The organism is Curtobacterium sp. MCPF17_046 (genome assembly GCF_003224295.1).
In the GTDB taxonomy this organism is placed as follows: Bacteria; Actinomycetota; Actinomycetes; order Actinomycetales; family Microbacteriaceae; genus Curtobacterium.
The window spans coordinates 1-23,654 of record NZ_QKLB01000003.1 but is presented as its reverse complement, the minus strand read 5'-3'; the positions used below and the strand labels follow the sequence as shown (position 1 = coordinate 23,654).

Genomic DNA, 23,654 nt, shown 5'->3' with positions numbered 1-23,654 from the left:
GTGTTCGGGTCGCGTGGTCGCGGTGCGCCGGTGCCGGCCGGGAGGCCCGGGGCGGGCCCGTGCTGCGCCTCCCGTCCGGCTCGTGGGACGACGGAGGGCGGGTGACCTCGCGATCACCCGCCCTCGTCGATCAGTGCGGCACTACTTGTGGATCCGACCCGACAGCCCGGTCGTGGTCCCGGTCGTGTAGCCGGTCTTCTTGGCGGTGACGGTCACCTTCAGCCGTTCCCCGACGTCCTTCGACGTCGTCTTGTAGGTGGCCTTGGTCGCTCCGGGGATCGACTTCCCGTCACGCGACCACTTGTAGGTGAACGTGACCCCGCTCGCGTTCCAGGAACCGGGCTTCGCGGTGATGGTCCGGCCGACCTTCCACGACCCGCCGACGGTCGCGCGGCTGCCCTCCTTCAGCGCGAGCTTCGGCGTGGTCGCGACGACCGTGACGGTGGCTCGGGCCTCCCGGCCGGAACCGGCACCGACGGCGGACACGGCGAGCGCGCCGAGGTCCGCGTCGGCCGGGACCTGCAGGGTGCCGGCGACCGCGCCGCTCGACCCGGCGACGGCCGTGTCGACGACCGTCTCACCGGAGCGGAAGGTGACGCCTTCGCCCTGGCGGAAGCCCGTGCCCGTGAGCAGGACCGTGGTACCCGGCGTGACCTTCGCAGCGGAGGTGCCGAGCGCCACCGGAGCGGCCGCGGCGGTGCGCTCGGCGCACACGTCACCCTGCTTGCCGACCGGCGCGATCGCCTTCGCCGGCGCCGTGACGCCGTCGTCCTCGCGGACGGTCAGGTTCGTGAACGCGGACGCGCCCATGACGGCGTTGCTGGTGTTCGTGACGCTCACCTTCAAGGCGGAGCTGGGCGTCGCCGAGGCGATGGTGTTGCCGGCCGTCGGCACGGTGACCGCGCGGCAGGTCTCGCCGGGTGCGAAGGTCACGCGCTCCATGCCGACGCCGACGGTGCCGGTCGCCGAGCCGAGGACGCTGACGTACGCGGTGACCGGACGGGACTCGGCACGCGACAGGGAGACGGCGACGTCGGCGGTGCCGGGGCCGGCGCCCTCCTCCACCGCGGTGGGGGCGACGTTCACCGTGGTGCGCGTCTGGGCGACGGCGGTGCCGACGCTCGGGGTGTCGAACGCCAGGTCGGACAGGTAGACCCCGCCGGTGCCGGTGCCGTCGGCCCCGACGCCCGCGGTGAAGCGGACCTCGCGGACGTCGGTGAGGTCCAGGCCGGTCATCGACGCCGTGGGGATCGTCAGCTGCTGCAGGACGATCTTGTTGAGCGTCGTGTTCGTGCCGCCGGGCATCCGGTTGACGGCGAGCGGGTTGACCGCAGAGGCAGCGGTCGACCAGGTCCCGCCGGAGCCGTCGAGGACCGTGATCCGGAAGTCGGTGCCGGTGGACACCGCCTCGTCGGGCGCGGTCTTCAGCGTGAGCTGCGTGCTGTCGGAGACGTTGCGTGCCGTCGCGGGGACCGAGACGCGGAGTTCACCGGTGCTCGGCGCTGCCGGGTCGGTGGTGGAGGCTCCGGTCCACAGGAACCGGGTGGTCGGGAACGCGGGGACGTTCGGTGCGAACGAGCCGGGCGTCCAGTGCGGCACCTGGGCCGAGCCCTTGGTGGTGGCGCAGAACGGGTTCGACTGCGGCAGCGTCCGACCGGTCAGGTTCGAGCAGACCGCGGCCGTGGCGCCCCCGACGGTGCGGACGAGGGAGCTCGACTTCGTGAAGTCGGTGACGAGCTTCGTCTTCGAGGTGGGCTGCGCGGCCATGGTCCGGACGTCGGCGAACGGCGTCGCGGTGGTCGCGGGCTTGACCGACCCGTCGAACATCGACTGGAACTGGGTCTCGCCGCCCATGGTGAGGCGGAAGAAGCCGGTCATGTAGCTGACGCCGACCTGGTACTGCTGGTCCGCGGTGAGGCGGGTCGGGCTGGTCGTGGCGCAGGTCGACGTGGTGTCGCGGACGTTCCAGTCGTCGCCGGTCGCCGCCGGGTACTTGCCCGGGGTCCACACGGTGTTGAAGAAGTTGTGGTTCGCGCCCATCACCCACACCGCGGAGCGGAGGACCTCGTCACCGAATGCGTGCCGGGAGTCGTCGATGAAGTGCTGCCCCTGCTGGTTCGACACGTCGCCGTCGCAGTAGGGCAGGAAGACGGCGGTGGGCACGTCGGGCAGCGTCATGCGGCCGAAGTCGACCGGTGCGAGCGGCAGGACCGACTCGATGCCGAACGGCTTCGGGAGCGCTTCGTTGAGGGTGGCGGCCGAGACCACACCCTCACCGCCGCGGGAGTGGCCCATGATGCCGACGTGCGTCAGGTCGAACCGGCCCTTGAGCGACGCCGCCGTCACGGTGGAGGCGGCGGCCGGCTGGTCGGTGCGGGTCGTCGCGCGGACGAGGGCGTCGTCGAGCGTGCGGGTCGTGGTCGTGCTCGGGGCGGAGCTCGTCGCCGTCGTGACGTCGTCGTACGAGACGGCCGTCCCGGCGTCGGCCTTGCCGAGCATGTCCAGCGTGTCGAGGATCAGCTGACCGCGGGCCTGTGCGCCGTAGTCGAGGGCGAGCTGGTTGTCGTTCGAGTTCACGGCGTTCGCCGCGATGGAGACGACGTTGTAGCCGCGGGTGGCGAGCGCACGCGCGGTGCCCTCGTACCCGAGGTACGAGCGCACGTTGGACTGGGTCGGACCGCAAGGCCAGCGCAGCGGGTTCGCACCGGTGCCCGCGCACGAGGTGTGGCGGCCGTGCAGCAGCACGACGGTCGGACGCTCGCCGGCAGCGCTCGTCAGGTACATCTTCCCGGTGAGCTCACCGCGGATGCCGCCGATCGCCGCGAGGGGGATCGCCTGGTCACCGAAGTCGTACTCGGCCTCGGTCACCTCGTAGGCGCCCGGCGTGGACGGATCCTCGACCGCGTCCGCCGTGGCGAGGGACTTCATCTGCCGCTTCAGGGTGCGGTTCTCGGGGACGGCCGGGGTGACCGGGACCGTCGTCGTCTCGGTCGCCTTGTCCGCGTCGCCGCTCGACCAGGCCTTGGTGACGTCCTTCGCGTCGGCGACGGACCGGTCGGCGGTGAGGACCTGGAGGGTCTTCCCGTCCGCCGACTCGGTGGCGAGGCCGATGGGCTCACCGTCCACGACGAGCGTGGGGGCGTCGTCGACCATCGGCAGGGGTGCGTCCAGGTCGAGGGACACGAGGTACCCGCCGGGGGCGGTCGTGACGTCCCAGTCGGACCCGGAGGCGACGACGGGGTCAGGGGTCGGTGCCGCGAACGCAGGGGCTGCGGTCAGGACGAGGGCGGGAGTCAGCGTGGCGGTGATCGCCAGTGCGGCGAGCCGACTCCGGGAACGGGTTCTGGACAAGGGGCTCCTCGAGTGAAGGGGTTCTCAAGAGGAAGCTTCGAGGAGCGTGAGCGTTCGTCGAGCATCGGAAACGGGCTCGTAACCAACACTTGACGGGCGGGAAACACCGGCGCCCCGCCTCAGCCGCGGAACGCGACGATCGGCACCAGCAAACGGCTGGACCGTCCGGTCGGACCGCTCCAGCCGCACGGGAGCGGCGATCGCGGAGGTCACCGCGTCACGCTCCGGCGAGCAGCGCGTCCGTCTCCTCCGCCGTCGGCGCGGTCGCCGGCCCGGACCGGGTCACCGCGAGCGCCGCCGCCGCGTTGGCCCGGCGAACCGCGTCCGGGAGGCCCGCCCCACGCCCCAGCGCGGCGGCCAGCACGCCGGCGTGCGCGTCCCCCGCCCCGTTCGTGTCGACCGCGACGACGGGGAACCCGGGGACCAGAACCGGCGCGCCACCGGACTCGACGACCCAGCAGCCGTGGGCGCCGTCCCGGACCAGGGCGGTCCCCCGCGCTGTCGCCGCGATCGCGGCGGTCGCCGCGGCGAGGGTGGTCGACGTCGGGGAGAGCAGTCGTGCCTCCCGGCTGTTGGCGCTGACCACGTCCGACCGCGCGGACACAGCGGCCAGGAGGTCTCCGGGCAGGGTGTCGACGAGCGGCGATGGGTCGAACACCATGCGGACGGACGGCGGGACGGTCTCGAGCCAGTCGGCGATGGCCGCACCGTTCACCGGGTGCGCCAGGCCGTAGCCCGACACGAAGACGATGTCCTCGTCCTGCAGGTCCACATGGTCCAGGTCGGCGCGGGTGAGCTGCCCTTCCGCGCCGACGCTCGTGACGAAGGTGCGCTCGGTCGTGGCGTCGACGAGCGCCACGCAGTAGCCGCTGTCGACGTCGGCGAGCCCGGGCTGCACGACGGTGACGCGCGAGTCGGCCAGCGCCCGCCGGACGACGTCCCCGAAGGGGCCGGTGCCGTACTGCCCGGCGAACACGACGTCCATGCCGTCCCGGCGGGCGGCGACCATGGTGTTCAGGCCGCCACCGGCCGTGATCTCGGAGCCCGCGGCGATGACGTCCCCGCCCGGCTGCGGGAGGGCGTCGATGCGCATCACGATGTCGACGATGACGTTGCCGACCGAGACGAGGCGGCCCATCAGACCGTGTGCTCGGTGTGCGGCAGCGGAGCGGACTGGTCGGGCTGCTCGTGCAGCGTGCCGCGGGGGCCGCCGGTCAGCAGGTAGACCGCGGCCGCGACGATGAACGTGACGACCCAGCCGAGGCCGTTCGCGCCGATCCAGGTGTCCGAGAACGCCCCGACGAACACCGGGTCGGCGTCGCCCACCTGGACGTTCGTGAACAGGAAGCCGACGACGATCGCGACGACCCAGGCGATGACTGCGGGCCAGGCGACCCCACCGGCGTACCAGTAGCGGCCACCACGGCGGAGGTCGAGCAGCGCTGCCGGGTCGTACCAGGTGCGGCGGAGCATGTCGGCGATGAAGACACCGAGCCAGGCCGTGATCGGCACGGCGAGCACCGAGATGAAGGTGATGAACGGGGCGTAGAAGCCGTCGGCCACGAGCATGAAGTACATGGCGCCGAGCGTGGTGATGACGACGTCGACCGCGACGGCCCAGACCCGCGGCACCTTCACGCCGAGGGTCAGCGTGGTGAGGCTCGCCGAGTACACCGACAGGTGGTTCGACAGCAGCAACCCGCCGAACGCGGCGATCAGGTACGGCACGGCCATCCAGCTCGGCAGCATGTCGCGGATCGCGGCGACCGGGTCCCCGGCCTGCGCCAGGGTCGGGTCACCGGCGGACACGAGCGAGCCGAGTCCGACCAGGACGACGAGCGGGATGCCCGCACCGGCTGCACTCGCGGCGACGAGCTTGCCGGCGCGGACGCTGGTGCGCGTGTACCGGGCGATGTCGGCGCCCGCGGTGGCCCACCCGATACCGGTCCCGGCCGCGATCGTCCCGATGCCGATCACCATCGCGGCGACCGGGCCGGCGGGCTGCGCGCCGACGACGTCCCAGTCGATGCGGGCGACGAGGAACACCGCGACGAAGACGTTCAGCGCACCGAAGACCCACGTCGCCCACTTCTGCACGGCGACGATGAACGCGTGCCCGAGCCCGGAGATGAGCACCGTGGCGGCGACGAAGACCAGGATCGCGACGATCGTGATGACCGGGTGGGCCTTCGAGCCCCCGTCGGTGCCGAAGAGGATCGTGAACAGCGACAGCAGCACGAACGCGGCGGTCGTGGTGTTCACGGTCTCCCAGCCCAGGCGGCTCAGCAGCGAGATGAACGTCGGGCCGACGTTGCCGCGGACGCCGAACACCGCGCGGCTCAGGGTCAGGCCCGGCGCTCCCCCGCGGCGTCCGGCGATCGAGATGACCCCGACCACGGCGAACGAGCCTGCGGCGCCGATCACCGCGACGAGGAGCGCCTGCCAGACGGTCAGTCCCTGGAAGGCGACGAGCGTGGCACCGAGGGGGAGCCCGAGGATCGAGATGTTCGCGGCGAACCAGACCCAGAACAGCGCGCCGGGCGTCCCGGTGCGATCGGCGGCCGGCACCGGCTCGATGCCCCGCTGCTCGACGGTGGTCAGGGTCCCGGCGCGGGTGGTGGCGTCGGTCGGCGTGCTGGTCATCAGGTCCTCTTACGTCATCGGAAGGGTGCGAGGGGGAAGCCGGGCGGCGGCAAGGGGGGAACCGCCGCCCGGCGGTCTGGGTGCCGCTACCGGCCGGGGCCGGTGCGGAGGTCGAGGAGGCGCTCGGTGAGCTCCTCGAGGTGCAGGTCGTTGACGGTCTCCACCTGGTGGACCGCGTCGGCGGACCAGGCGGCCGCACCGTGCACGGCACCGAGGACGGCGCCGGCCATGGCGGCGATCGTGTCGGTGTCGCCCCCGATGCTCGCCGCGGTGCAGACGGTCCGCCAGGGGTCGAGGTCGAGCGCCACGAGCGCGAGCGCGGCGACGACGGACTCCTGCGACGCGACGCTCGTGCCGATCAGCCCGGACACGACGTCGATCCGTTCGGCGTCGGGGACCGTGGCCAGGTGGCCGCGAGCCCACTCCATGCGGTCGGCGATCGAGCCACCGGCGACCCAGTGGCCACGGGTCTCGCCGATCCGGGCGGCGACGACGGCGACGTCGAGCGCCTCGGCACGCGTGGCGCCGTCGATGCCGGCCGAGACCGCTGCCGCGACGGCGCTCGCCCCCGCGATGCCGAGCCCGGTGTCGTGGGTGACCCGGCAGGCGTCCTGCACGGCGTCCACGAGTCCGGCGAGCCCGTCGGACCCGGTACCGAGCGGCGTCGCGATCCCGACCGGGGTGATCCGCATCGCGGCGCCGTTCGTCGTGCCCGTCGAGCCCGCTTCGGACGCGGGGACACCGTCGAGGATGCGCTGCACGGCGGTCTTCGTGCTCGGCCCGAGCAGGTCGAGGGAGCCCTTGGCCGCCATCGTCCGCTCCCAGTCGATGAGCGCGCGGGCGAAGTCGACGGGGTCCAGCCGACCCTGCCCCTGCACGAGCAGTTCGGCGACGAGGACGGCCTGCTCGGTGTCGTCGGTGATGCTCCCGGCCGGCATGCCGTGTGCGATGCGCTGGTTCGGCCCGGCGTCGACGAACCCGCTGATCCGCCCGTGGTCGCAACGGATCTGCTCGAGCGACAGCGACTGCGTCGGCATCCCGAGGGCGTCGCCGATCGCCAGGCCCCGGAAGGCGGCGAGGGCGTGCTCGGCGGCGGTGCTGGTCGTCGTCATCGTGCGCTCCCGAACGTCATGTGGATGCGGAACCGGCTCGGGTCGAGCAGGCTGTCGACAGCCTCCACGAACGTGCCGTCGGCCGTGCGCGAGACGCGTCGGCTGTGGAGGAACGGGTCGCCCCCAGTCCTGTGGAGGAGCACCGCGTCCTCCTCGGTCAGCGGGAGCACGTCGACCCACTGCTCGGCGAGCGCCGGCACCAGGCCCGTCTCCGCGATCGTGGCGGTGAGCGACCCGTTGACGAGACCCTCGTCGACGGCTCGGGCGAGCCTCCCGAACGGCGGAACCAGGCTGCGTTCCAGGGAGATGTCCGGTCCCCCGGCCACGTGCCGGACGCGGTCGACGGCGACGAAGTCGGCGTCGTCGAGCCCGAGCTCCGCGGCGAGCGCCGGCGCGCTCACCGCGGCGATCCGGAGGACGCGGACGGCGACCTCGGTGCCCGTCGCCTCGAGGGACCGGGCCCATCCGCTCCGGGGGTCGAGCGCGGCGCCGTCGAAGGTGACGACCGAGCCGATGCCGCCGCGGATCGCGATGTACTCCTCGTCCGCCAGGTCGGCGAGCGCCGCCCGCACCGTCCCGCGGCTGACGGCGAACCGCTCGGCCAGGTCGTGCTCCCCGGGCAGGCGCTGGCCCGGGGCGTAGCGGCCCGTCGCGATCGCGTCGCGGAGGGCATCGGCGACGAGGCGTCGCTTCGGTGGGACGGGCATGCAGAGGAGACTACATGTACAAGACCTGTCCAGTCACGTCGGGGCCGTTCGGACGCATGCGGTCAGTTCCCCCAGACGTTGGGGACGACCTCGTGCAGCGCAGTCGGCCCCCGGTCGGTGTAGCCGTCGGACACCAGCGAGACCCGGTGTCCGTCGTCGCCTTCCATGGTCACGAGCACCTCCGCGGCCGGCACATCGGTCCCGCCGCACGTCGCCCAGTTGTCCGGGCTGGCCGGGTCGGGGTTCTCCGCGATGAGGCACGCTCCGCCGTTCGACGCCGCAGCCACCCAGTAGGTGGTGCCGTGCCACGCACCGGCACGACGCTGGCTGTTCAGCACCACCTCGTCGAGCGTCGAAGCGGTCGCCTCCGTGTCCGGCAACGCGTCCGTCGCCGTGAAGGGCCGGTGCAGGATGGCCAGGTGCTCCGGCAGCCCCGGCGTCGCGGACGGCGTCGGCCTCGCTGCGGCTGCCGATGGTGGCGTCCCGCCGTCGGGTGCGTCGGTGCACCCCGTCATGCCGATCGTCACCGTCGCCATGACGACGGCTGCGCAGAGTGTGGTCAGTGTCCGCATCGTGTTCCCCCCGGTCCGTGCTCGCACCGTAGCAGTGGTCGGCCCACCCTCGGCGGCCGAGGTCAGGAAAGGGGCAACGGGTCCCAAGCGCCGTGGAACTCGAGGAGGAAGGTCGGATCGTCCCGATCCGGGCGGAAGGCGGTGCTCACGCTGAACCGGAACCCGTCCGTCTTCGGGAGGCTCGCACTCACGCCGACTCGCGGTGAGTCGAGGGGGTCGACGCTCGCGGCATGTTCGATCTGCTCCTGCAACTCGGACACGGTGTCATCCGGCAAGCCGAGTTCTTGCAGGGCTTTGCGGTACGCAGCCACACCCGCCTCGGCTCCCTGAGCTGCCGGGGCATCGACGCGGAGGTCGAAGAACCGCCCCGCCGGCGAGAGCTCCTCGCCGGTCGCTCGACTCGTGATCGCCCGGTCGTCCTCGCTGAGCTCGAACACCACCTCGTTCGCCCGGACGTCGACGACCTCGCCCCCCGGGAGCAAGAAGCGGACGGGGCGACCGCCCGGGGTCGACGAACTGTAGGCGCCGACCATCACGGTGTCATCGGGGTCGATCCCGAACGCCGCGGTGGTGGGCGGGATCGTGAGGTCCCAGACCTCCATGCCGTCGTCGATCACCATCCCGGTCGGATGCGGACCGTGGTGGTCCACGTCGTACGCGGCACGGTCCGTGGCCGCGGCTTCCGGACGGGACGGGTCCACCGCGGCTGCGCATCCAGCGACGAGCAACGACATCACGACCACGCCCGCACCGACGCCGACTCGTCCGCGGCTCGCCCGTCCGGCGCCCATCACGGGATCGGGACGGGGTCCCACGCGCCGTTCAACCGGAGGGTGAAGCGCAGGGGCTCGTCGTTCGGCCGGAACGACGTGCTGGGCCCGAAGTCGAGTCCGTCCGTCTTCGGCACGCTGGCCCCGACGCTGACCCGCTGAGACGCGTCCACCGGGTCGACCGAGTCGGCCGCTGCGATCTTCTGCTGGAGCTCCCCGACGGACGTGTCCGGCAGGTCGAGCTGCTCGAGGACGTCGCGGTACGCGTCGACGCCGGCCTTCGCGCCCTCCACCGGCACGGCGTTGACGCGGAGGTGGAACAGCCGCCCCTCCGGCAGGATCACCTTGCCCGACTGGTCCGTCATCTCCTGCGCGTTGTCGAGGGCGTCGAAGATCACCTGGGTCGCCTGGACCCGGACCTCCTCGCCGCCGGGGAGCAGGAACCGGACCGGACGTCCCCCGCCGGACTCCGAGCCGTACGCACCGACCCGGGTCCGCGCGCCTTCCGCGACGTCGGTGTCGATCCCGAACGCCTCGGCCGAGGGTGGCACCGTCAGGTCCCAGGTCTCGACCCCGTTCTCGACCGTCATCGCCGTCGGTTCGGGGCCGACGTGGCTTGCGCTTTGACGAGCCGTGACGCTGTTGCTCGGCTCGCTGACCGAGCCCATGGGTTCGGCAGCCACACACCCTGCGAGCAGGACGGCGAGCAGGACGGTGATCACCGCCGCCGGGAAGCGCCGCGGGCCACTCTCAGCACCATTGCGAGCGTCGCGTCCTGGTTCCTGATGGTCCTTGCTCATTTGCTCCCCGATGCTCCGTTTTCGGCAGCGGGAGCGGCTCCAGGACGGGACGAGACCTCCGCGGCTGCGCGTCCGGAGAGGAGCAACGACTGCACGACCACGCCCGCACCGATGCCGAACCGTCCGCGGCGTCCCCCTCCCGAGTACATCACGGGATCGGGACGGGGTCCCACGCGCCGTTGAGCCGCAGGGCGAAGAGCAGCGGCTCGTCGTTCGGCCGGAACGACGAACTCACGCCGAAGTCGAGCCCGTTCGTCTTCGGCACGCTGGCGTTGGCACCGACTGGTTGGGACGCGTCCACCGGGTCGACCGAGTCGGCTGCTGCGACCTTGTCCTGGAGCTCCCGAACGGACGTACTCGGAAGGTCGAGCTGCCGGAGGACGTCCCGGTACCCGTCGACACCGGCATCTGCGCCCTCGACCGTCAGGGCATCGACCTGGAGGTGGAACAGCCGACCTTCGGGCAGGGTCACCGCACCCGAGTCGTCCTTCCGCTCCTCTTTGCTGTCGAGTGCGTCGAAGATCACCTGGGTCGCCTGCACCTGGACCTCCTCGCCGCCGGGAAGCAGCAGCCTGACCGGGCGACCGCCGGGACCCGTGGAGGCATAGGCGCCGACGAGGGCGGCGGTGTTCTCCGGGACGTCCGTGTCGATCCCGAACGCCTCGACCGAGGGCGGCACCGTCAGGTCCCAGGTCTCGACCCCGTTCTCGTAGGACATGGCGGTGGGTTCGGGGCCTCGATGGCTCACGTCGTGCTCGCTTCCGTCGGAGGTGGACGACCCGACGGGCGCCGGGTCGGCGGGTCCGGGCGTGCACCCGGTGAGGAGCACGACCACCAGGGCGGCGATCGCGGGCCCGAGGACGCGGGTCGGTGTCATCGCCATCTGAACTCCGTGTCGTGCAGGTCGTCCACCAGGTCGCCCAGGCGGTGGTCGAGTCGTCGGTCCTGGATCCGGTCGGGGACCGACCCGGCGACGAGCTCGCGCGCACGCTCCGGGTCGTCGTGCGCGAGGGTCTGCCAGGCGGGCAGGGTGTCGTGTTCGATGTAGTCCCAGCGGACCGGGAACTCGGAGAGGTTCTGCGACGGGATGTACACCGTCTCGGTCACCCCCTGCACCCCGGGGACCAACGGCATGGCGTCCACCGTGACGGACGTCCCGCCCTCGTACTGGCCGAGCGTCTTCGTCCCCGGGATCGACGCGTCCCCGACGATGCCCAGCACCGTGGTGAAGGCCTCACCGGTGACGGGGTGGTCCCGCATGGTGTTGTACTGGCGCTGGATCGTGTCGTGCTGCTCCCGGTACAGCAGCGCCCCGTTCCCCCGGTCGACCAGGTCCTGCGACCCGGTTCGCATCCCCGTGTCGATGTCGTTCCAGGCGTCTTCCGCGTACTGTGCCGACACTGTTTGCTCCGACGGGGACTGGTCGGCGCCACCCGCGAGCAGTCCGGCCGCGCGCAGCTCCTTGATACCGTCCATGCCGGAGTCGAGGTACGCCTCGTGCATCGTGGACGCGTCGAGGAAGATGCCCTTCTGCATGTCGAGGAAGGTCTTCTCGTAGAAGGCGATCTCGTCGTCGCCCATGTCCGCCAGCACGTCCGTGAGCGGCCGCATCGACGGCGGCAGGAGCGGCGCGACCTCGCCGATGTGGTCGCGCATCGAGTGCAGGTCGAGGAACCCCGCGGCGAAGTCCGGACCGACCATGTTCGCCATCCCGGCCCACATGAAGTCCGGGTTGTCGAGGTAGAGCTGTGCGTAGTACTGGTACGACCCCGTCACTTGTCCGAGCAGCGCCTGCGCACCCCGACCGGTGTCCCAGGTGGCCATGTCGATCCCCACCTTCTCCGCCGCCCGCGACACGTACATGCGCTGCAGCACGGTCGCGAAGTCGACCGGGTCGGCTCCGCGGGCGCGCTCCGCCTGGACGATCGCGGAGTACACGGTGGACGGGGTGCCCCACGCTGGCGGTGTCGTCACCAGGGCGTCGAGCACCTCGGGGTGCGCGGCGAGCCACGCGGCACCGACGTCCGCGTCCATGTGCCGGAGGACCTCGACCGGGTCCTGGCCCTGCGTCGTCAGGTAGGCGGCGACCGCGAGGTCGAGCGCGTGGTTCGTGAGGGTCCCGCTGCCGGCGTGCTCGAACGCGGCGGCCACGTGCTCCATCCACGTGACGTCGGCCTCGTTCTCGTCGACGAAGCGCGACCCGTTGTCGAGGAAGCCGGAGCCACCGACCGGCACCCACGAGGAACTCGACGTGAACCGTGTCCAGGCGTCCGCGACCTCCTCCAGGTGCTGCCGCATGGTGGTGTTGCACGACCGGGACTGCGTCGCGAAGGACCGGAGGGCATCCGGTTTCGCGCTGCTGGTCCCCGATGCGTTGCCGCTGCTCGTACGCGTGCGCTGCGAGGCGGTGAACGCGACGGAGATCGTCGACGGCCGGACCGCGGGCTCGGACGGTCGGGGGTCGAACAGCTCCTCGATGTCGCTGACGACGGGACCGAGCGGCTGCGTCCGTCGACGCTCGTCCCGGTCGGCCTCCCGGCCCTCCCACGCCCGCACCTCGTCGAGCCGTCGGTTCTCCTCCGCAGCCTGCTGCTTCGCCCGCTCGACCTGTTGCGCGAGGTCGTCCATCGCACGAGCGAGCCGGCCCCGCTCCGCGGACTCGGTGACGCTCGCCGTCCGGAACAGTTCGGCGTACCCCCCGCGGAACTCCTGCATCGCGGTCTCGACCGCGCCTCGCCGGGCACCGCTCTGCCCGGTGAACGCTCCGTCCGCGGACTGCGCCGCCCTGATCAGCGCCCCCGCTGCAGCTTCGTCGAATTCGACCCCCATGGGTGGCATGGTAGCCACGTTGCCCGGGCACCGGTACGGCGTCGTGCTCCGGACCCGTTCAGCGCTCGGAACGCGGACCGCCCCTGACGATGAGCGCGACCATGAGCGCCGCCGCCCCCAGCAACAGGAGACCGAGCGGACCCGCTGCCCCACCGAAGCTCGCGGCCACACCGAGCCAGACGACCCCGCCCAACGCCATCAGCCCGGCCAGGACGCCCGCTCCGGCGTCGAGCAACTCGCGGGGTGCCGGCACCACCACCAGCGCGATCACCGTGAGCACGGCCGCTGCCGGCGCACCCCACGTGAGCAGCCCGTACGCGATCCCGTTGTACGAGGCCAGTCCGAGCGGGTAGCTCACGATCAGGAAGGGCAGTGGCAGGACCATCAGCACGTCGACGACCACGACGAGCAGTGCGAACAGCCACCAGCGGCGACGGACGCGCGGTCGCGGTTCCGACATGGTTCCCCCTCGTCACCGCGCACGGTCGGCGCGGCCCCCGCCCTCAGTCTGCCGGACCGGGCCGGTCGCGGCCGGGAGGCCCGTGGCGGTGCCGCGGTGCGCCTCCCGGCCGCCACACGGTCGCGACTACAGGACGACGACCGTCGTGCCGGCCGCCGTCGCCGGCCGGTCCATCGCGGCGAGCGCCGCCGGCGCGTCCTCGAGCGCGATCGTCCGCCCGACCAGCGGTGCCGGGTCGAGACGGCCCGCGGCGATCTCGGCGAGCATCGCCGGGTACTCGTGCGCGGACATCCCGTGGCTGCCGAGCAGTTCGAGCTCGAGGCCGATGACGCGGCCGAGGTCGACCTGGGGGCTGGCCTCCGCGCCGGCGAGGAGCCCGACCTGCACGTGCCGACCGCCGGGGCGGAGGGCGGCGATGCCCTGCCGCACCAGGGCGGCCCGTCCGAGCGCCTCGACCACGACGTGCGCGCCGCCGTCCGTCGCCGCTCGGACCTGCTCGTCGACGTCGTCCGTCCGCGCATCGACCGTGGTGGTGGCGCCGAGGGTGCGGGCGAGCGCGAGCGCCTCGGCGGAGACGTCCACTGCGGTCACCCGTGCACCGCGGGAGACGGCGACGACGATCGCCGAGAGCCCGACTCCCCCGCAGCCGAACACGACGACGTGCTCGCCGTGGGCGGTTCGGGCGCGGTTCACGACCGCGCGGTAGGCGGTGGCGAACCGGCAGCCGAGTCCGGCGGCGGTGGCGTCGTCGATGGCGTCCGGCACGGCGACGAGGTTCGTGTCCGCGTGGTGCACGACGACCCGCTCGGCGAAGGACCCGGGGCGGTCGAACCCGGGCTGGGTCTGGTTCGGGCAGATGCTCTGGCGGCCGGCGACGCACGTGGGGCAGGTGCCGCACGCGTTCACGAACGGGGCGGTGACGCGTGTGCCGGCCTGCCACTGCCGGACCTCGTCCCCGACCTGCTCGACGACGCCGACGAACTCGTGTCCGGGGACGTGCGGCAGCGACACCGTGTCGTCGTGCCCGTGCCAGGCGTGCCAGTCACTGCGGCAGACGCCGGTCGCGACCACGCGGACCACGGCGGCGTGCGGCGGGCACTCCGGGTCGGGGACCTCGGTGACGGCCGGCGTCGCGGAGAAGGCGGTGAAGGTGACGGCGCGCATGGGCACGATCCTCCCATCCCGGCCCGTAGTGTCGACGGCATGGTGACCGCCAGGACGTTCCCGTTCTCCCCGCGCAGCGCCACCGCGCTCCGGGTCGGGGACCTCGTCCCCGTGCAGGGCGAGAGCGGGCGGTGGTCGTGTCTGCAGGTCCTCGAACTGCAGCCGCGCGTCCGCGTGAACCTCGTCGTCGGGATCCTCGACTGGCGGGCGGACGGGCCGCCGTCACCGGAGACCGTCAGCGGCGTCGCGCCGCTCGAGCGTGCTGCGACCCGGATCGAGGTGTTCACCGAGGGCGGCCTCCAGGTCGTCGGATCGGTGCCTCCGAGTGACGCCGGACAGGAGACCTGGTTCGGCCCGGCGTACATCGGCAAGCGGACGCGTGTGTGGGGCTGGATGGCCGCCATCCGGCTGGCTCGCGGGTACGCCGACACCGGGATGCTGCCGTACCGCTCCTCGGGGCCGGCCGGTGAGGGCGACCCGACGGTCAGCGCTCCGGCTGGTCGCTGACCGGACGCGTGTCGGGCGACGGGGTACCCGTCGCAGGGACCACTGCCCGCTCCCGGACCAGCGCGGACACCTCGTCGATCGTCTCGGCCAACGACCGCTCCCCGGTCCCCGCCGCCCACTGCTCGAGGGCGACCTGGAACACGAGCACGCCGAGTTCCGCGACGACGGCCGCCTGCAGCGGGGTCTGTCCACGCTCGACGAAGGCGGCCTGCGCGGCCCGGACCAGGTCGGACCGCTTGCGGGCGTCCCGGTCACGGAGTTCGTCGTTCCCCTCGATGATCCGGCGCCAGGCGGCGGTCTGCTCGTGGTGGCCGTCGAAGCGCGCCGCCGCGATCTGGTGCAGCACGTGCCGGACGACCTGCATCGGCTCGAGGTCCGCCGGTGCGCCGACGATCAGTCGCGCTGCGGTCTCGGGGATCTCGGACCCGGCGAAGACGACCTCGCGCTTGTCGGTGAAGTGCCGGAAGAACGTCCTGGTGGTCAAGCCGGCGCGCGCGGTGATCTGCGGCACCGTCGTGGCGGCGAACCCCTGCTCGGCGAAGAGCTCGAACGCGGCGCGCTCGAGCCGTCCTCGTGCATCCGGAGCCCATCGCATCGTCCGATCGTAGCTGACGACACGACGTGTCATGAGGCGTACGATGACATCACGTGTCATCGCGATGATCGGCACCGGAGAGCGAGGAGCCCGCATGACCGCCGACAACCCCACCACCACGAACGCCGCACTCTTCCTGCTCAGCCCCCGCGGCCCCTTCGAGGTCCGCCCCACCCCGGTGCCGACCCCAGCCGCCGGCCAGGTCGTCGTCCGCGTCCGTGCCGTGGCGGTCAACCCGGTCGACGCGATCACCGGCCCGCTCCGGCGCCTCGTGACCCCGTGGGTGCGCTTCCCGACCGTCCTCGGCAGCGACGTCGCCGGCGAGGTCCTCGCCGTCGGACCGGACGTCACGGCCCTCGCGGTGGGCGACCGGGTGACCGCGTTCGCCGCCGGACAGGAGAAGCCGCGGAACAGCGCGGCCGAGGGCGGGTTCCAGCGGATCGTGACCGTCCTCGAGCGCGTCACCACGCGCCTCCCGGACGACCTGTCATTCGAGCAGGCCGCGGTCCTGCCGCTCGCGCTGGCGACCGCGGCCGCGGGTCTGTACGAAGCCGACCAGCTCGCCCTCCCCCTGCCGGGCGACCGCGCGGACCGGAGCGACCAGGTGGTCCTCGTCTGGGGCGCGTCGACGAGCGTCGGGAGCAACGCCGTCCAGCTCGCCCGTGCCAGCGGCTACACGGTGGTCGCGACCGCCGGTCGGGCGAACCACGACCTCGTCCGTTCCCTCGGCGCCGACACCGTCCTGGACTACCGGGACGACGACGTGGACGCCGAGGTCGTCGCGGCGCTGCGGGACCGTCGGCTCGCGGGCACGATCGCCATCGGCAGTGGGTCGCTCGGGCACGCCCTGCGGATCACCCGTCGTGCATCGGGCGCGAAGCGCATCGCGTCCGCCTACCCCGATCCGGTCACCGCGGTGCGGTCGCGGATCGCCCGCCTCCGCGGCATCCGCGTCTCCGCCATCTGGGGCGGGACCCCGGTGGTCTCCCCCGTCGGTCCGGCCGTCTTCCGCGACTTCCTGCCCGCAGCACTGGCCGACGGACGCTTCCGCGCGGCCCCGGAGGCGATGGTCGTCGGACACGGACTGGAGGCCCTCCCCGGCGCCCTGCAGACGCTGCGGAACGGCGTGTCCGCCCGCAAGGTCGTGGTGTCGATGGGCGACTGAGCCCCCGCGCCTCCAGTCCGTCGATCAGGCGAGCGAACCCACGACGCGGTAGCCGTACCCGTCGGCAGCGAGGGGGCGGTGCAGGCGGGCGTGTGTCGCCGCCCACATCCGTCCCAGGTAGCGGAGTCGTTCCGGGGCCATGCCACGAACGGTCAGGTCCACGTCCTGGGCTCCCGGCTCCTGCAGCACCAGGGTGCGCAGGGTGCCCGTCGGGTCGAGGGTGACGTGCTTGGCGGTGGTGCTGGTCATGGTGGAGCTCCTTCGTCGCGTTCCGTCCGGGACCCGGAGGGTCGGGGGCGCGCTGTGTCCCACGCTCCTCGGTCCGGCGTGCGCGTGGGCACAGGCGCAGGGGACGCACGGTCCCGGTGCGCCTGACGTGCAGCCGCGGTGGAGTCAACGTCAGCCGTGTGCCCGAACTCGTCAGTCCACGACGCAGTGGGTGACCGCGTCCAGTTCGAGTGTCGATGCCTCGTGTCCGGGCGGCGGGACAGGAGACTCCACGTCGACGAACAGGTCTCCGGAGCGCGTCGAGACGACCAGCCGCGAGACGCCACCGGTGTCGTCGTCCGTCTCCACCTCGACGGAGCGGCCGTGTGCCTCGGCGTCCTCGCGGATGGCGTCGAGCGCGTCCTGGACGTCGTCGACCTCGTAGGACTCGAGGTCCACACTCGACCAGTCGGCGCCGTCGTAGCCGACGGACAGGTCGCAGATGTCCCCGCGCAGCCATCGCATGTCGTCGGACGACTCGCTGCCGGGCTCCGGGGCGGAGCCGGACGGCGGCGGCTCCGGCAGCGTGGCGACGGCGTCGGCGTGGACCTGCTCCAACTCGTCGCGCATCGAGTCGGGGTCCTGCCGTTCTGCGGCCGTGGTGCGGTCGAGCGCGGCCCGGTACTCCTGCGCGTCCGGGATCCGGTTCGCGAAGAGCGCCGGCGCCAGCAGTGCCGTCAGGAGCAGGCCCGCGGCACCGCCGACGAGCGCACCCGCGAAGGACTGCGACCGTCGGACGACGCACAGGACGGCGAGCACGACGGCACCCGCCATCGGGACCAGTCCGCCGAGGACGATCGCGAGGACCCACACGTGGAGGTACTCGAACGCGTTGGCGGGATCCCCGAACGACGAGTCGAGGCTGAACCCGACCAGGATGCAGAACGCGACGACCGCGAGCACCGGGCCCAGCACCGCCAGGGCGATCGACCACTGCCGCAGTCGAGTGTCCCGATGGACCACCAGGTCGTCCCGCTGCACGTTCGTCATGATCCCCCCGACCAGTCAGTCACCACCGTAGCCAGGGAGCACGCTCCGCGTCCGGTCGACGCGGATCTCCCCCGGTGATGCGGCGCCCCAGCGCTACCGACCGTCCTTCCCGAGCATCGCGACGAGCGCCGTCGCCAGCCAGGAGTCGACGTCCGCCGGCACCGGCCCGACCTCGGTCGCCGGGACGTCCCCGCGCGCGATCGCCGCGAGACTCCGCGCCTGCAGTGACAGCCCGAGGTCCATCGCCTGGATCGGGTTGCCGCCCGCGGCCGTGAGGTTGATCATCCGCGTCCCGGACAGCGTCACCACCTCGCGCCCGTCGACCAGGCGGTACAGGACGCGCGCGTCCGGGTCGGAACCCGGCCCCGACAGGCCTGCGGTCTCCGCGGTCACCGTGAGCAGGGCCTCCAGGTCGAGCTCGAGCCCCTCGTGACCGACGCCCGCGATGACGACGCCGTCGCGGAGCAGCGCGATCTCGGCGGAGCCGATCACGCCCCGCGCGCCGGTCGCGAGGAAGAGCAGTTCGGTGCCGGGCAGCACCGCCTCCATCGGACCGACGCGGTGCCCGCGCATGATCGCCTCGAGCGCGCGGAACGGGTCCGTGTCGACGACGCTCACGACGGCCCCGAGGCTCCGGAGCGTGTCCGCGACGCCCTTGCCGCACGGGCCGTACCCGACCACGGTGGCACGGGCTCCCGGCACCATGGCGTTCGTGGCGTTCATGAAGCCCTGCACGATGCTCTGCCCGACGCCGTGCTCGTTCTCGACGATGAGCTTCAGCCGGCTGTCGTTGATGACGACCACCGGGAAGTCCGGCGCCTGGGGCAGGGCGCGGATCGCGATGCCGCCGGTGGTCGTCTCCTCCGTCGCGCCGAGGAACGTGCTCGACCGCGGCGCCCCCCTGGTCAGCTTCGCGATGAGCTCGCCGCCGTTGTCCATCACCAGGTCCGGCAGGGCAGCCAGCAGCTCGTCGAGGTTCCGGTCGTGCTGCTCGGCGTCGTCACTGCGGCCGCCGATCACCGTGACGCCGAGCGTCCGGAGGGCCTCCGCCGTCTCGGGCACGGTCGTGCCGACGTTGCCGGTGATCGTCACGCGGGCACCCTGGTCGAGCAGCCACCGGCACAGGACGGCGGTCTTCGGCTCGATGTGGATGCAGATGCCGACGTGCAGGCCGGCGAACACCGGGGCGTCCTGTTCGATGCTGGCCGCGAGGAGCGGCATGGACCGGGTCGCCCAGTCGATCGCCGGGGAGCCGGAGGGGGTGAGGGTGCGTGCGGGCATGACGGTGCTTCCTGTTCCGAGAGGTGGATGGTGCGGGGTCGGGCCGCTGCTCCCCCGCCTGGTGTGGCGGGGTGGGAGCCGTCGGCCTGGAGGCGCGGGGCGCGCCCGTCACGCATCTACGGATGGAGCTCGCGGCGGCTGTCGTCGCTGCCGTACAGGTCGGCCTTCTCGGAGGACACCACCGGCGTCCAGCTCGGGGCGGCGACCGCTGCACGCTGGCGCGGCGGCACCGCGGCGGCGGGGACGCGCGTGGTCATCGGTGCTCCGGGAGGCTCGTGGGGACGGATCGATCCTGTCACGTCCGGTGCGCAGCGCAGCGCGTCCTCGCTGTGGGACCACGAGGCCACCGGTGAACCCCTGCCGGAGGTCGGCGAGCACAGCACCGTCCTCGACGGCGCCGACGAGCCGCGAGCCGTGTTCGTGACGACCGACGTCCGGATCGTGCCGTTCGACCGCATCGAGGAGCCCGTCGTCTCGAGGGGCCGGCCGTCGCCCTCAGGCCGCTCGGCGCTCAGGTGCCGGACGTCGACGCAGGCTGGCCTCCAGGACCGCCGGCGGCGCGTACTGCTGGTCGAGCCGTCCGACGTCCGTGCCCGGCGGAACGATCGCGTCGATCCGGTCGAGGACCTCGTCCGACAGCGCCACGTCGGCACCTGCGAGCAGGTCGTCGAGCTGCTCCATCGACCGCGGGCCGATCAGTGCACTCGTGACGCCGGGATGCGCGATCGCGAACGCCATCGCGAGGTGGGTCATCGGGATGCCCGTGTCCTCGGACAGCGCGACGACCTGCTCGACGGCGTCGATGCGTCGCTCGTCCTGGTTGTGGCGGAACATGCCGACACGGGCGAGGTCGCTCTGCTGGCCCTTGCGGAACCGGCCGGTCAGCATGCCGCCGGCCAGCGGGCTCCAGACGAGGGCGCCCATGCCGTAGCGCTCGACGACGGGCAGGACCTCGCGCTCGATGCCGCGGTTCAGGATCGAGTAGGTCGGCTGCTCCGTCCGGAACCGCTCCAGCCCCCGGCGCTCCGAGGTCCACTGCGCCTCCACCTGGAGCGACGCCGGGAAGTCACTCGTGCCGATGGCACGCACCTTTCCGCTGCGCACCAGGTCGGTCAGCGCCGACAGGGTCTCCTCGAGGTCGACCGTGTCGTCCGGTCGGTGTGCCTGGTACAGGTCGATGTGGTCGGTCTGCAGACGACGGAGCGAGTCCTCCACCGCCCGCATGATCCACCGACGGGAGTTCCCGCGGCGGTTCGGATCGTCACCCATCGGGCCGTTGAACTTCGTGGCGAGCACGACGTCGTCACGCCGGCCCGCGAGCGCCTTGCCGAGCAGGATCTCCGACCCACCCTGCGAGTAGCGGTCGGCGGTGTCGATGAGGTTGATGCCGGCGTCCAGTGCCCGGTGGACGATCCGGATCGAGTCCTGTTCGTCACCGTTGCCGATGCGGCCGTCAGTGCCGAGCATCATGGCGCCCAGCGCGAAGGGGCTGACCTGGATGCCGGTCTTGCCGAGGGTGCGGTACTGCATGGGTTCCTCCTGTCGATGGCGTCCCGAGTGCAGATGTCGTAGGCTGGCTCGAAGTGGAACGCTCTTCCGAAACTATACGGAACGCCTTTCCGTTTCACAACCCCCATCCGAGGAGGACCCGTGCGTGCCGACGCCCGCCGCAACCTGGACGCGCTGATCGACGCCGCGAAGGCCGTCTTCGCCTCCGACGGCGTCGACGCCCCTGCCAAGGCCATCGCCGACCGGGCAGGTGTCGGCGTCGGCACCCTGTACCGCCACTTCCCCCAGCGATCCGACCTGGTCGTGGCGGTGTTCCAGCAGGCCGTCGAAGCCTGTGCGGACGCCGCCGACGACCTGCGCGCAGCACACGCGCCCGACGAGGCGCTCGCTCGGTGGCTCCAGCGGTTCACGGAGTTCGTCGCCACCAAACGCGGGCTCGCCGCCGCGCTGCAGTCCGGCGACGCCGCCTTCGCAGCCCTCCCCGCCTACTTCGTCGCACGGCTCGGTGGCACCCTGGCGGAGTTGCTCGACGCAGCGTCAGCAGCCGGAACGGTCCGCGCCGACATCGACGCACCCCAGCTGCTCCGGGCGGTCGCCGACCTGTCCCACGGTGCGGCGACGCCCGAGCAGAGCCAGCAGCTCGTCGGGCTCCTGGTCGACGGGCTGCGCTACCGCGCCACCGTGTGACCATCGCTGCCCCTCAAGCGGCTGGTGCTTGCAGCAGAAGCCGTGGGACGGGTCGTTGATTGGCTCGTCGATCTTGGTGCGCTGAGGGCACTCTCCGACGCGCAGCGGCTTGAACTACAGCGCTGCGGGCGGTGACCGTCAGCAGACGCCGCAGCCGATCAGGTGCCCTGGAACGATCCCCTTCAGGACAGGATCGTGAGGAGCCGATTCCCGAAGAGAGCTGCGTAGCGTCCTTGCCTCTGCGGGATGTGCTGCACATGGTCGGCGGTCCGTGGGAGTCGTTGAGTGAAACGGTCGAAGCCGGCGAGGATCAGGACGAGGCCAGTCTCGGACGCATGCCTCACGCCGAAGCCACGTCCTGGCGTTGCGCAGCGCAGCATCCTCGGCAACAGTCGTCCGATGACCGGTGGGCTACCGAACGCCACCTCGGTCGCTCGTGGTCGTTCAGGTAGGGGATCGTCCATCGAGACCGGCCATGGTCGGCCGGAGTTGTCGCTTGGTCATCGTGATCGTGCTGCGCGAGGCGGCAGCAGTTCGATGCACTCGCCGCGAAGCGGGGTGAGGATCGCCTCCGCCAAGTCCTCGAGCTGGTTCATCTGGTCGGCGCCGAGGAGCCCGAAGACACGCCCGCGAACTTCTGCGACGTAGCCAGGCTCGACCTCGTCGATCAGGGTGGCTCCGGACTCGGTCAAGCGCGCCAGGGTCCGCCGCGCGTCGGCCGGGTCGGTGCTGCGCAGCAGGAGCCCGCGACGTTCCAGCCGACCGACGATGCGTGACAGGTGGGAAGGGGTGACGCTCGCCGTCGCAGCGAGCCGGCTCATGTGGATCTCGCGATCCTCGCTCGTCGAGAGACAGCGCAAGACACCGAACTCCGCGTGACTGAGATCGGCGACGCCCTCGAGCCAGGTGTCGAGTTCCGCAGGAAGCCACATCATCACGCCGACCAGCAGGGCCCAGGTGCGGTCTTCCTGAGGGGAGAGGCGGTCGTCTGTCACGTTCCCAGTCTAAGTTACTTGCCGCAGAAAGGAAACAGCAGTAGCGTTCCTTTCCGCGGCAAGCATTCGCTGCCGCGCCTTCCCACAGAGAGAACCAAGTCCATGCGCGCTGCCCGCTTCCACTCCTACGGAGCCCCCGATGTCCTCGTGATCGAGGACGCTCCCGAGCCCCACGCCGGGGAAGGCGCTGTCCGCATCGCGGTCCAGGCCGCGAGCGTCAACCCGATCGATGTCCTCCTGCGCGCCGGCCAGCTCGCCGAGTTCCTGCCCCTGAACCTGCCCGCCGTTCCCGGCCGTGACGCCGTCGGCGTCGTCGACGAGGTCGGTGCCGGCGTGACCGACACCAAGGTCGGCGACGTCGTCTTCGGCCTCGGCGGTGTCAGCGACACCACAGCCGAGTTCGCCGTCCTCACCGCATGGAGCCACGTCCCCGAGCAGTGGAGCACCGCGCAGGCCGCCGCAGCAGGCCTCGCCGGCGCCACCGCCGCCGCCGCAGTCCAGGAACTCGGTGACCTCAATGGTGCGACACTCCTGATCGAGGGCGCATCCGGCGCCGTCGGTACCGCCGTCGCAGCGTTCGCGCTGGCTGCCGGCGCCACCGTCATCGGAACCGGCCGCGAGAGCAGCCGCGCAGCCCTCCAGGCCATCGGTGTCATCCCGACCACGTACGGCGATGGCCTCGCCAGCCGCGTCGCCGCGCTCGCACCGCACGGCGTCGACGCCGCAGTGCACTCCGCCCCTTCGAAGTCACTGGGCGACCTCGTCGCAATCGTCGGCAACGCTTCTCGCGTCGTGACCGTCGTCGACCACCAGGGCGCCACGCAGTACGGCACCCTGCAGGCGAATGCCCGCAACGAGTCCGGCCTGCTCCGACAGGGCGCGGACCTCGGAACCGCTGGCGGCTGGACGCCGCGCGTCGACCGCGAGTTCGGCCTGGCGGACATCGCTGACGCACACACCGCCGCCGAGAGCGGCAGCGGCAAGGTCGTCGTCACCCTGCCCTGACGAAACGTCGGACGGCCACGCGACCCGACGCATGCACGCCAGAGAAGTCGTCTCCACTCGATGAGTGGCCGCGCGGCCGTCCGGGCACCACCGCCTCATCGAACCACGCAAATTCGCGCGCTCCACGCGCCAGCAAGAACGAAAGAGAGACATCGTGTCCACTGGAACGGCGAACATCGGGGTCATCGGCCTCGCGGTGATGGGTTCGAACCTGGCGCGGAACCTCGCGTCGCGTGAGGGGAACA

24 protein-coding genes are annotated in these 23,654 nt (G+C 72.0%); 5 read left to right on the top strand and 19 right to left on the bottom strand.

The window, feature by feature from the left end:
- Window positions 1–141: 141 nt before the first annotated feature.
- From DEJ32_RS03320 to DEJ32_RS03265, 12 genes are all read right to left on the bottom strand, one after another.
- Complete coding sequence (locus DEJ32_RS03320) at window positions 142–3,351, bottom strand: hypothetical protein (RefSeq protein ID WP_110900308.1); 3,210 nt, start codon at window positions 3,349–3,351, stop codon at window positions 142–144.
- 217 nt (window positions 3,352–3,568) lie between these two features.
- Window positions 3,569–4,489, bottom strand: a complete 921-nt coding sequence (locus DEJ32_RS03315) for a PfkB family carbohydrate kinase (RefSeq protein ID WP_110900307.1) — start codon at window positions 4,487–4,489, stop codon at window positions 3,569–3,571.
- A complete protein-coding gene (locus DEJ32_RS03310; RefSeq protein WP_110900306.1) occupies window positions 4,489–5,994 on the bottom strand; it encodes a cytosine permease in 1,506 nt (501 codons plus the stop codon). Before DEJ32_RS03310 ends, DEJ32_RS03315 begins: the two co-directional genes overlap by 1 nt.
- 86 nt (window positions 5,995–6,080) lie before the next feature.
- Window positions 6,081–7,106 carry an ADP-ribosylglycohydrolase family protein gene (locus tag DEJ32_RS03305; RefSeq protein WP_110900305.1) on the bottom strand — a complete coding sequence of 342 codons (1,026 nt, stop codon included), beginning with the start codon at window positions 7,104–7,106 and terminating at the stop codon, window positions 6,081–6,083.
- Window positions 7,103–7,813 (bottom strand): GntR family transcriptional regulator, encoded by a 711-nt coding sequence (locus DEJ32_RS03300; protein WP_110900304.1) that lies wholly within the window; start codon window positions 7,811–7,813, stop codon window positions 7,103–7,105. Before DEJ32_RS03300 ends, DEJ32_RS03305 begins: the two co-directional genes overlap by 4 nt.
- A gap of 62 nt (window positions 7,814–7,875) precedes the next feature.
- The gene (locus DEJ32_RS03295) at window positions 7,876–8,385 is read right to left on the bottom strand and encodes a hypothetical protein (protein WP_110900303.1); all 510 of its coding nucleotides are present in this window, start codon (window positions 8,383–8,385) and stop codon (window positions 7,876–7,878) included.
- Window positions 8,386–8,447: 62 nt separating this feature from the next.
- On the bottom strand, window positions 8,448–9,176 hold the full coding sequence (locus DEJ32_RS03290) for a hypothetical protein (protein ID WP_110900302.1): 729 nt from the start codon (window positions 9,174–9,176) through the stop codon (window positions 8,448–8,450).
- Complete coding sequence (locus tag DEJ32_RS03285) at window positions 9,176–9,745, bottom strand: hypothetical protein (protein WP_146234064.1); 570 nt, start codon at window positions 9,743–9,745, stop codon at window positions 9,176–9,178. Before DEJ32_RS03285 ends, DEJ32_RS03290 begins: the two co-directional genes overlap by 1 nt.
- Window positions 9,746–10,103: 358 nt before the next feature.
- A complete protein-coding gene (locus tag DEJ32_RS03280; protein WP_110900300.1) occupies window positions 10,104–10,838 on the bottom strand; it encodes a hypothetical protein in 735 nt (244 codons plus the stop codon).
- The gene (locus DEJ32_RS03275) at window positions 10,829–12,784 is read right to left on the bottom strand and encodes a hypothetical protein (protein ID WP_110900299.1); all 1,956 of its coding nucleotides are present in this window, start codon (window positions 12,782–12,784) and stop codon (window positions 10,829–10,831) included. Before DEJ32_RS03275 ends, DEJ32_RS03280 begins: the two co-directional genes overlap by 10 nt.
- Window positions 12,785–12,842: 58 nt before the next feature.
- Entirely contained in the window at window positions 12,843–13,244 is a 402-nt protein-coding gene (locus DEJ32_RS03270) for a hypothetical protein (RefSeq protein ID WP_110900298.1), read from the bottom strand.
- Between the two features lie 126 nt (window positions 13,245–13,370).
- Window positions 13,371–14,408, bottom strand: coding sequence for a zinc-binding dehydrogenase (locus tag DEJ32_RS03265; RefSeq protein WP_110900297.1), 1,038 nt, complete (start codon window positions 14,406–14,408; stop codon window positions 13,371–13,373).
- A 39-nt stretch (window positions 14,409–14,447) separates the two neighbouring features.
- Here DEJ32_RS03265 and DEJ32_RS03260 point away from each other — a divergent pair, with 39 nt between their 5' ends.
- The gene (locus DEJ32_RS03260) at window positions 14,448–14,915 is read left to right on the top strand and encodes a hypothetical protein (RefSeq protein WP_110900296.1); all 468 of its coding nucleotides are present in this window, start codon (window positions 14,448–14,450) and stop codon (window positions 14,913–14,915) included.
- Here DEJ32_RS03260 and DEJ32_RS03255 read toward each other — a convergent pair.
- Window positions 14,893–15,510 carry a TetR/AcrR family transcriptional regulator gene (locus DEJ32_RS03255; RefSeq protein WP_110900459.1) on the bottom strand — a complete coding sequence of 206 codons (618 nt, stop codon included), beginning with the start codon at window positions 15,508–15,510 and terminating at the stop codon, window positions 14,893–14,895. The two genes, DEJ32_RS03260 and DEJ32_RS03255, sit on opposite strands and share 23 nt — an antisense overlap.
- A gap of 94 nt (window positions 15,511–15,604) precedes the next feature.
- On the opposite strand from DEJ32_RS03255, the gene DEJ32_RS03250 reads away from it, so the two are divergent.
- Entirely contained in the window at window positions 15,605–16,675 is a 1,071-nt protein-coding gene (locus tag DEJ32_RS03250; RefSeq protein WP_110900295.1) for a zinc-binding alcohol dehydrogenase family protein, read from the top strand.
- A gap of 24 nt (window positions 16,676–16,699) precedes the next feature.
- Here the strand turns inward: DEJ32_RS03250 and DEJ32_RS03245 are convergent, their stop codons facing one another.
- The 5 genes from DEJ32_RS03245 to DEJ32_RS03225 all read right to left on the bottom strand — a co-directional run bounded on the left by DEJ32_RS03245 (window position 16,700) and on the right by DEJ32_RS03225 (window position 20,743).
- A complete protein-coding gene (locus tag DEJ32_RS03245; protein ID WP_110824414.1) occupies window positions 16,700–16,924 on the bottom strand; it encodes a hypothetical protein in 225 nt (74 codons plus the stop codon).
- A 171-nt stretch (window positions 16,925–17,095) separates the two neighbouring features.
- Entirely contained in the window at window positions 17,096–17,932 is an 837-nt protein-coding gene (locus DEJ32_RS03240) for a hypothetical protein (protein WP_110900294.1), read from the bottom strand.
- 93 nt (window positions 17,933–18,025) lie between these two features.
- Entirely contained in the window at window positions 18,026–19,213 is a 1,188-nt protein-coding gene (locus tag DEJ32_RS03235; RefSeq protein ID WP_110900293.1) for an adenosylhomocysteinase, read from the bottom strand.
- A 116-nt stretch (window positions 19,214–19,329) separates the two neighbouring features.
- Window positions 19,330–19,470 carry a hypothetical protein gene (locus tag DEJ32_RS16120; RefSeq protein WP_181420571.1) on the bottom strand — a complete coding sequence of 47 codons (141 nt, stop codon included), beginning with the start codon at window positions 19,468–19,470 and terminating at the stop codon, window positions 19,330–19,332.
- Between the two features lie 238 nt (window positions 19,471–19,708).
- A complete protein-coding gene (locus DEJ32_RS03225; protein ID WP_110900291.1) occupies window positions 19,709–20,743 on the bottom strand; it encodes an aldo/keto reductase in 1,035 nt (344 codons plus the stop codon).
- A gap of 120 nt (window positions 20,744–20,863) precedes the next feature.
- Here DEJ32_RS03225 and DEJ32_RS03220 point away from each other — a divergent pair, with 120 nt between their 5' ends.
- Entirely contained in the window at window positions 20,864–21,409 is a 546-nt protein-coding gene (locus DEJ32_RS03220) for a TetR/AcrR family transcriptional regulator (protein WP_110889407.1), read from the top strand.
- A gap of 500 nt (window positions 21,410–21,909) precedes the next feature.
- On the opposite strand, the gene DEJ32_RS03215 is transcribed toward DEJ32_RS03220, so the two are convergent.
- The gene (locus DEJ32_RS03215; RefSeq protein WP_258368882.1) at window positions 21,910–22,404 is read right to left on the bottom strand and encodes a MarR family winged helix-turn-helix transcriptional regulator; all 495 of its coding nucleotides are present in this window, start codon (window positions 22,402–22,404) and stop codon (window positions 21,910–21,912) included.
- A 102-nt stretch (window positions 22,405–22,506) separates the two neighbouring features.
- On the opposite strand from DEJ32_RS03215, the gene DEJ32_RS03210 reads away from it, so the two are divergent.
- Together DEJ32_RS03210 and DEJ32_RS03205 are read left to right on the top strand one after the other, a co-directional pair.
- Window positions 22,507–23,409, top strand: coding sequence for an NADP-dependent oxidoreductase (locus DEJ32_RS03210; RefSeq protein ID WP_110900289.1), 903 nt, complete (start codon window positions 22,507–22,509; stop codon window positions 23,407–23,409).
- Window positions 23,410–23,563: 154 nt separating this feature from the next.
- Window positions 23,564–23,654, top strand: a 91-nt coding sequence (locus DEJ32_RS03205; protein WP_220032992.1) for an NAD(P)-binding domain-containing protein, incomplete at its 3' end; no start/stop codon positions are given.

Excerpts from the sequence above, each read along its gene's own strand:
- DEJ32_RS03270 (WP_110900298.1), bottom strand. The coding sequence starts at position 13,244 with ATGTCGGAACCGCGACCGCGCGTCCGTCGCCGCTGGTGGCTGTTCGCA.
- DEJ32_RS03210 (WP_110900289.1), top strand. The coding sequence starts at position 22,507 with ATGCGCGCTGCCCGCTTCCACTCCTACGGAGCCCCCGATGTCCTCGTG.
- DEJ32_RS16120 (WP_181420571.1), bottom strand. The coding sequence starts at position 19,470 with ATGACCACGCGCGTCCCCGCCGCCGCGGTGCCGCCGCGCCAGCGTGCA.
- DEJ32_RS03290 (WP_110900302.1), bottom strand. The coding sequence starts at position 9,176 with ATGGGCGCCGGACGGGCGAGCCGCGGACGAGTCGGCGTCGGTGCGGGC.
- DEJ32_RS03280 (WP_110900300.1), bottom strand. The coding sequence starts at position 10,838 with ATGGCGATGACACCGACCCGCGTCCTCGGGCCCGCGATCGCCGCCCTG.
- DEJ32_RS03245 (WP_110824414.1), bottom strand. The coding sequence starts at position 16,924 with ATGACCAGCACCACCGCCAAGCACGTCACCCTCGACCCGACGGGCACC.
- DEJ32_RS03250 (WP_110900295.1), top strand. The coding sequence starts at position 15,605 with ATGACCGCCGACAACCCCACCACCACGAACGCCGCACTCTTCCTGCTC.
- DEJ32_RS03295 (WP_110900303.1), bottom strand. The coding sequence starts at position 8,385 with ATGCGGACACTGACCACACTCTGCGCAGCCGTCGTCATGGCGACGGTG.
- DEJ32_RS03265 (WP_110900297.1), bottom strand. The coding sequence starts at position 14,408 with ATGCGCGCCGTCACCTTCACCGCCTTCTCCGCGACGCCGGCCGTCACC.
- DEJ32_RS03260 (WP_110900296.1), top strand. The coding sequence starts at position 14,448 with ATGGTGACCGCCAGGACGTTCCCGTTCTCCCCGCGCAGCGCCACCGCG.
- DEJ32_RS03300 (WP_110900304.1), bottom strand. The coding sequence starts at position 7,813 with ATGCCCGTCCCACCGAAGCGACGCCTCGTCGCCGATGCCCTCCGCGAC.
- DEJ32_RS03225 (WP_110900291.1), bottom strand. The coding sequence starts at position 20,743 with ATGCAGTACCGCACCCTCGGCAAGACCGGCATCCAGGTCAGCCCCTTC.
- DEJ32_RS03315 (WP_110900307.1), bottom strand. The coding sequence starts at position 4,489 with ATGGGCCGCCTCGTCTCGGTCGGCAACGTCATCGTCGACATCGTGATG.
- DEJ32_RS03275 (WP_110900299.1), bottom strand. The coding sequence starts at position 12,784 with ATGGGGGTCGAATTCGACGAAGCTGCAGCGGGGGCGCTGATCAGGGCG.
- DEJ32_RS03255 (WP_110900459.1), bottom strand. The coding sequence starts at position 15,510 with ATGCGATGGGCTCCGGATGCACGAGGACGGCTCGAGCGCGCCGCGTTC.
- DEJ32_RS03235 (WP_110900293.1), bottom strand. The coding sequence starts at position 19,213 with ATGCCCGCACGCACCCTCACCCCCTCCGGCTCCCCGGCGATCGACTGG.
- DEJ32_RS03285 (WP_146234064.1), bottom strand. The coding sequence starts at position 9,745 with ATGACGGTCGAGAACGGGGTCGAGACCTGGGACCTGACGGTGCCACCC.
- DEJ32_RS03240 (WP_110900294.1), bottom strand. The coding sequence starts at position 17,932 with ATGACGAACGTGCAGCGGGACGACCTGGTGGTCCATCGGGACACTCGA.
- DEJ32_RS03305 (WP_110900305.1), bottom strand. The coding sequence starts at position 7,106 with ATGACGACGACCAGCACCGCCGCCGAGCACGCCCTCGCCGCCTTCCGG.
- DEJ32_RS03310 (WP_110900306.1), bottom strand. The coding sequence starts at position 5,994 with ATGACCAGCACGCCGACCGACGCCACCACCCGCGCCGGGACCCTGACC.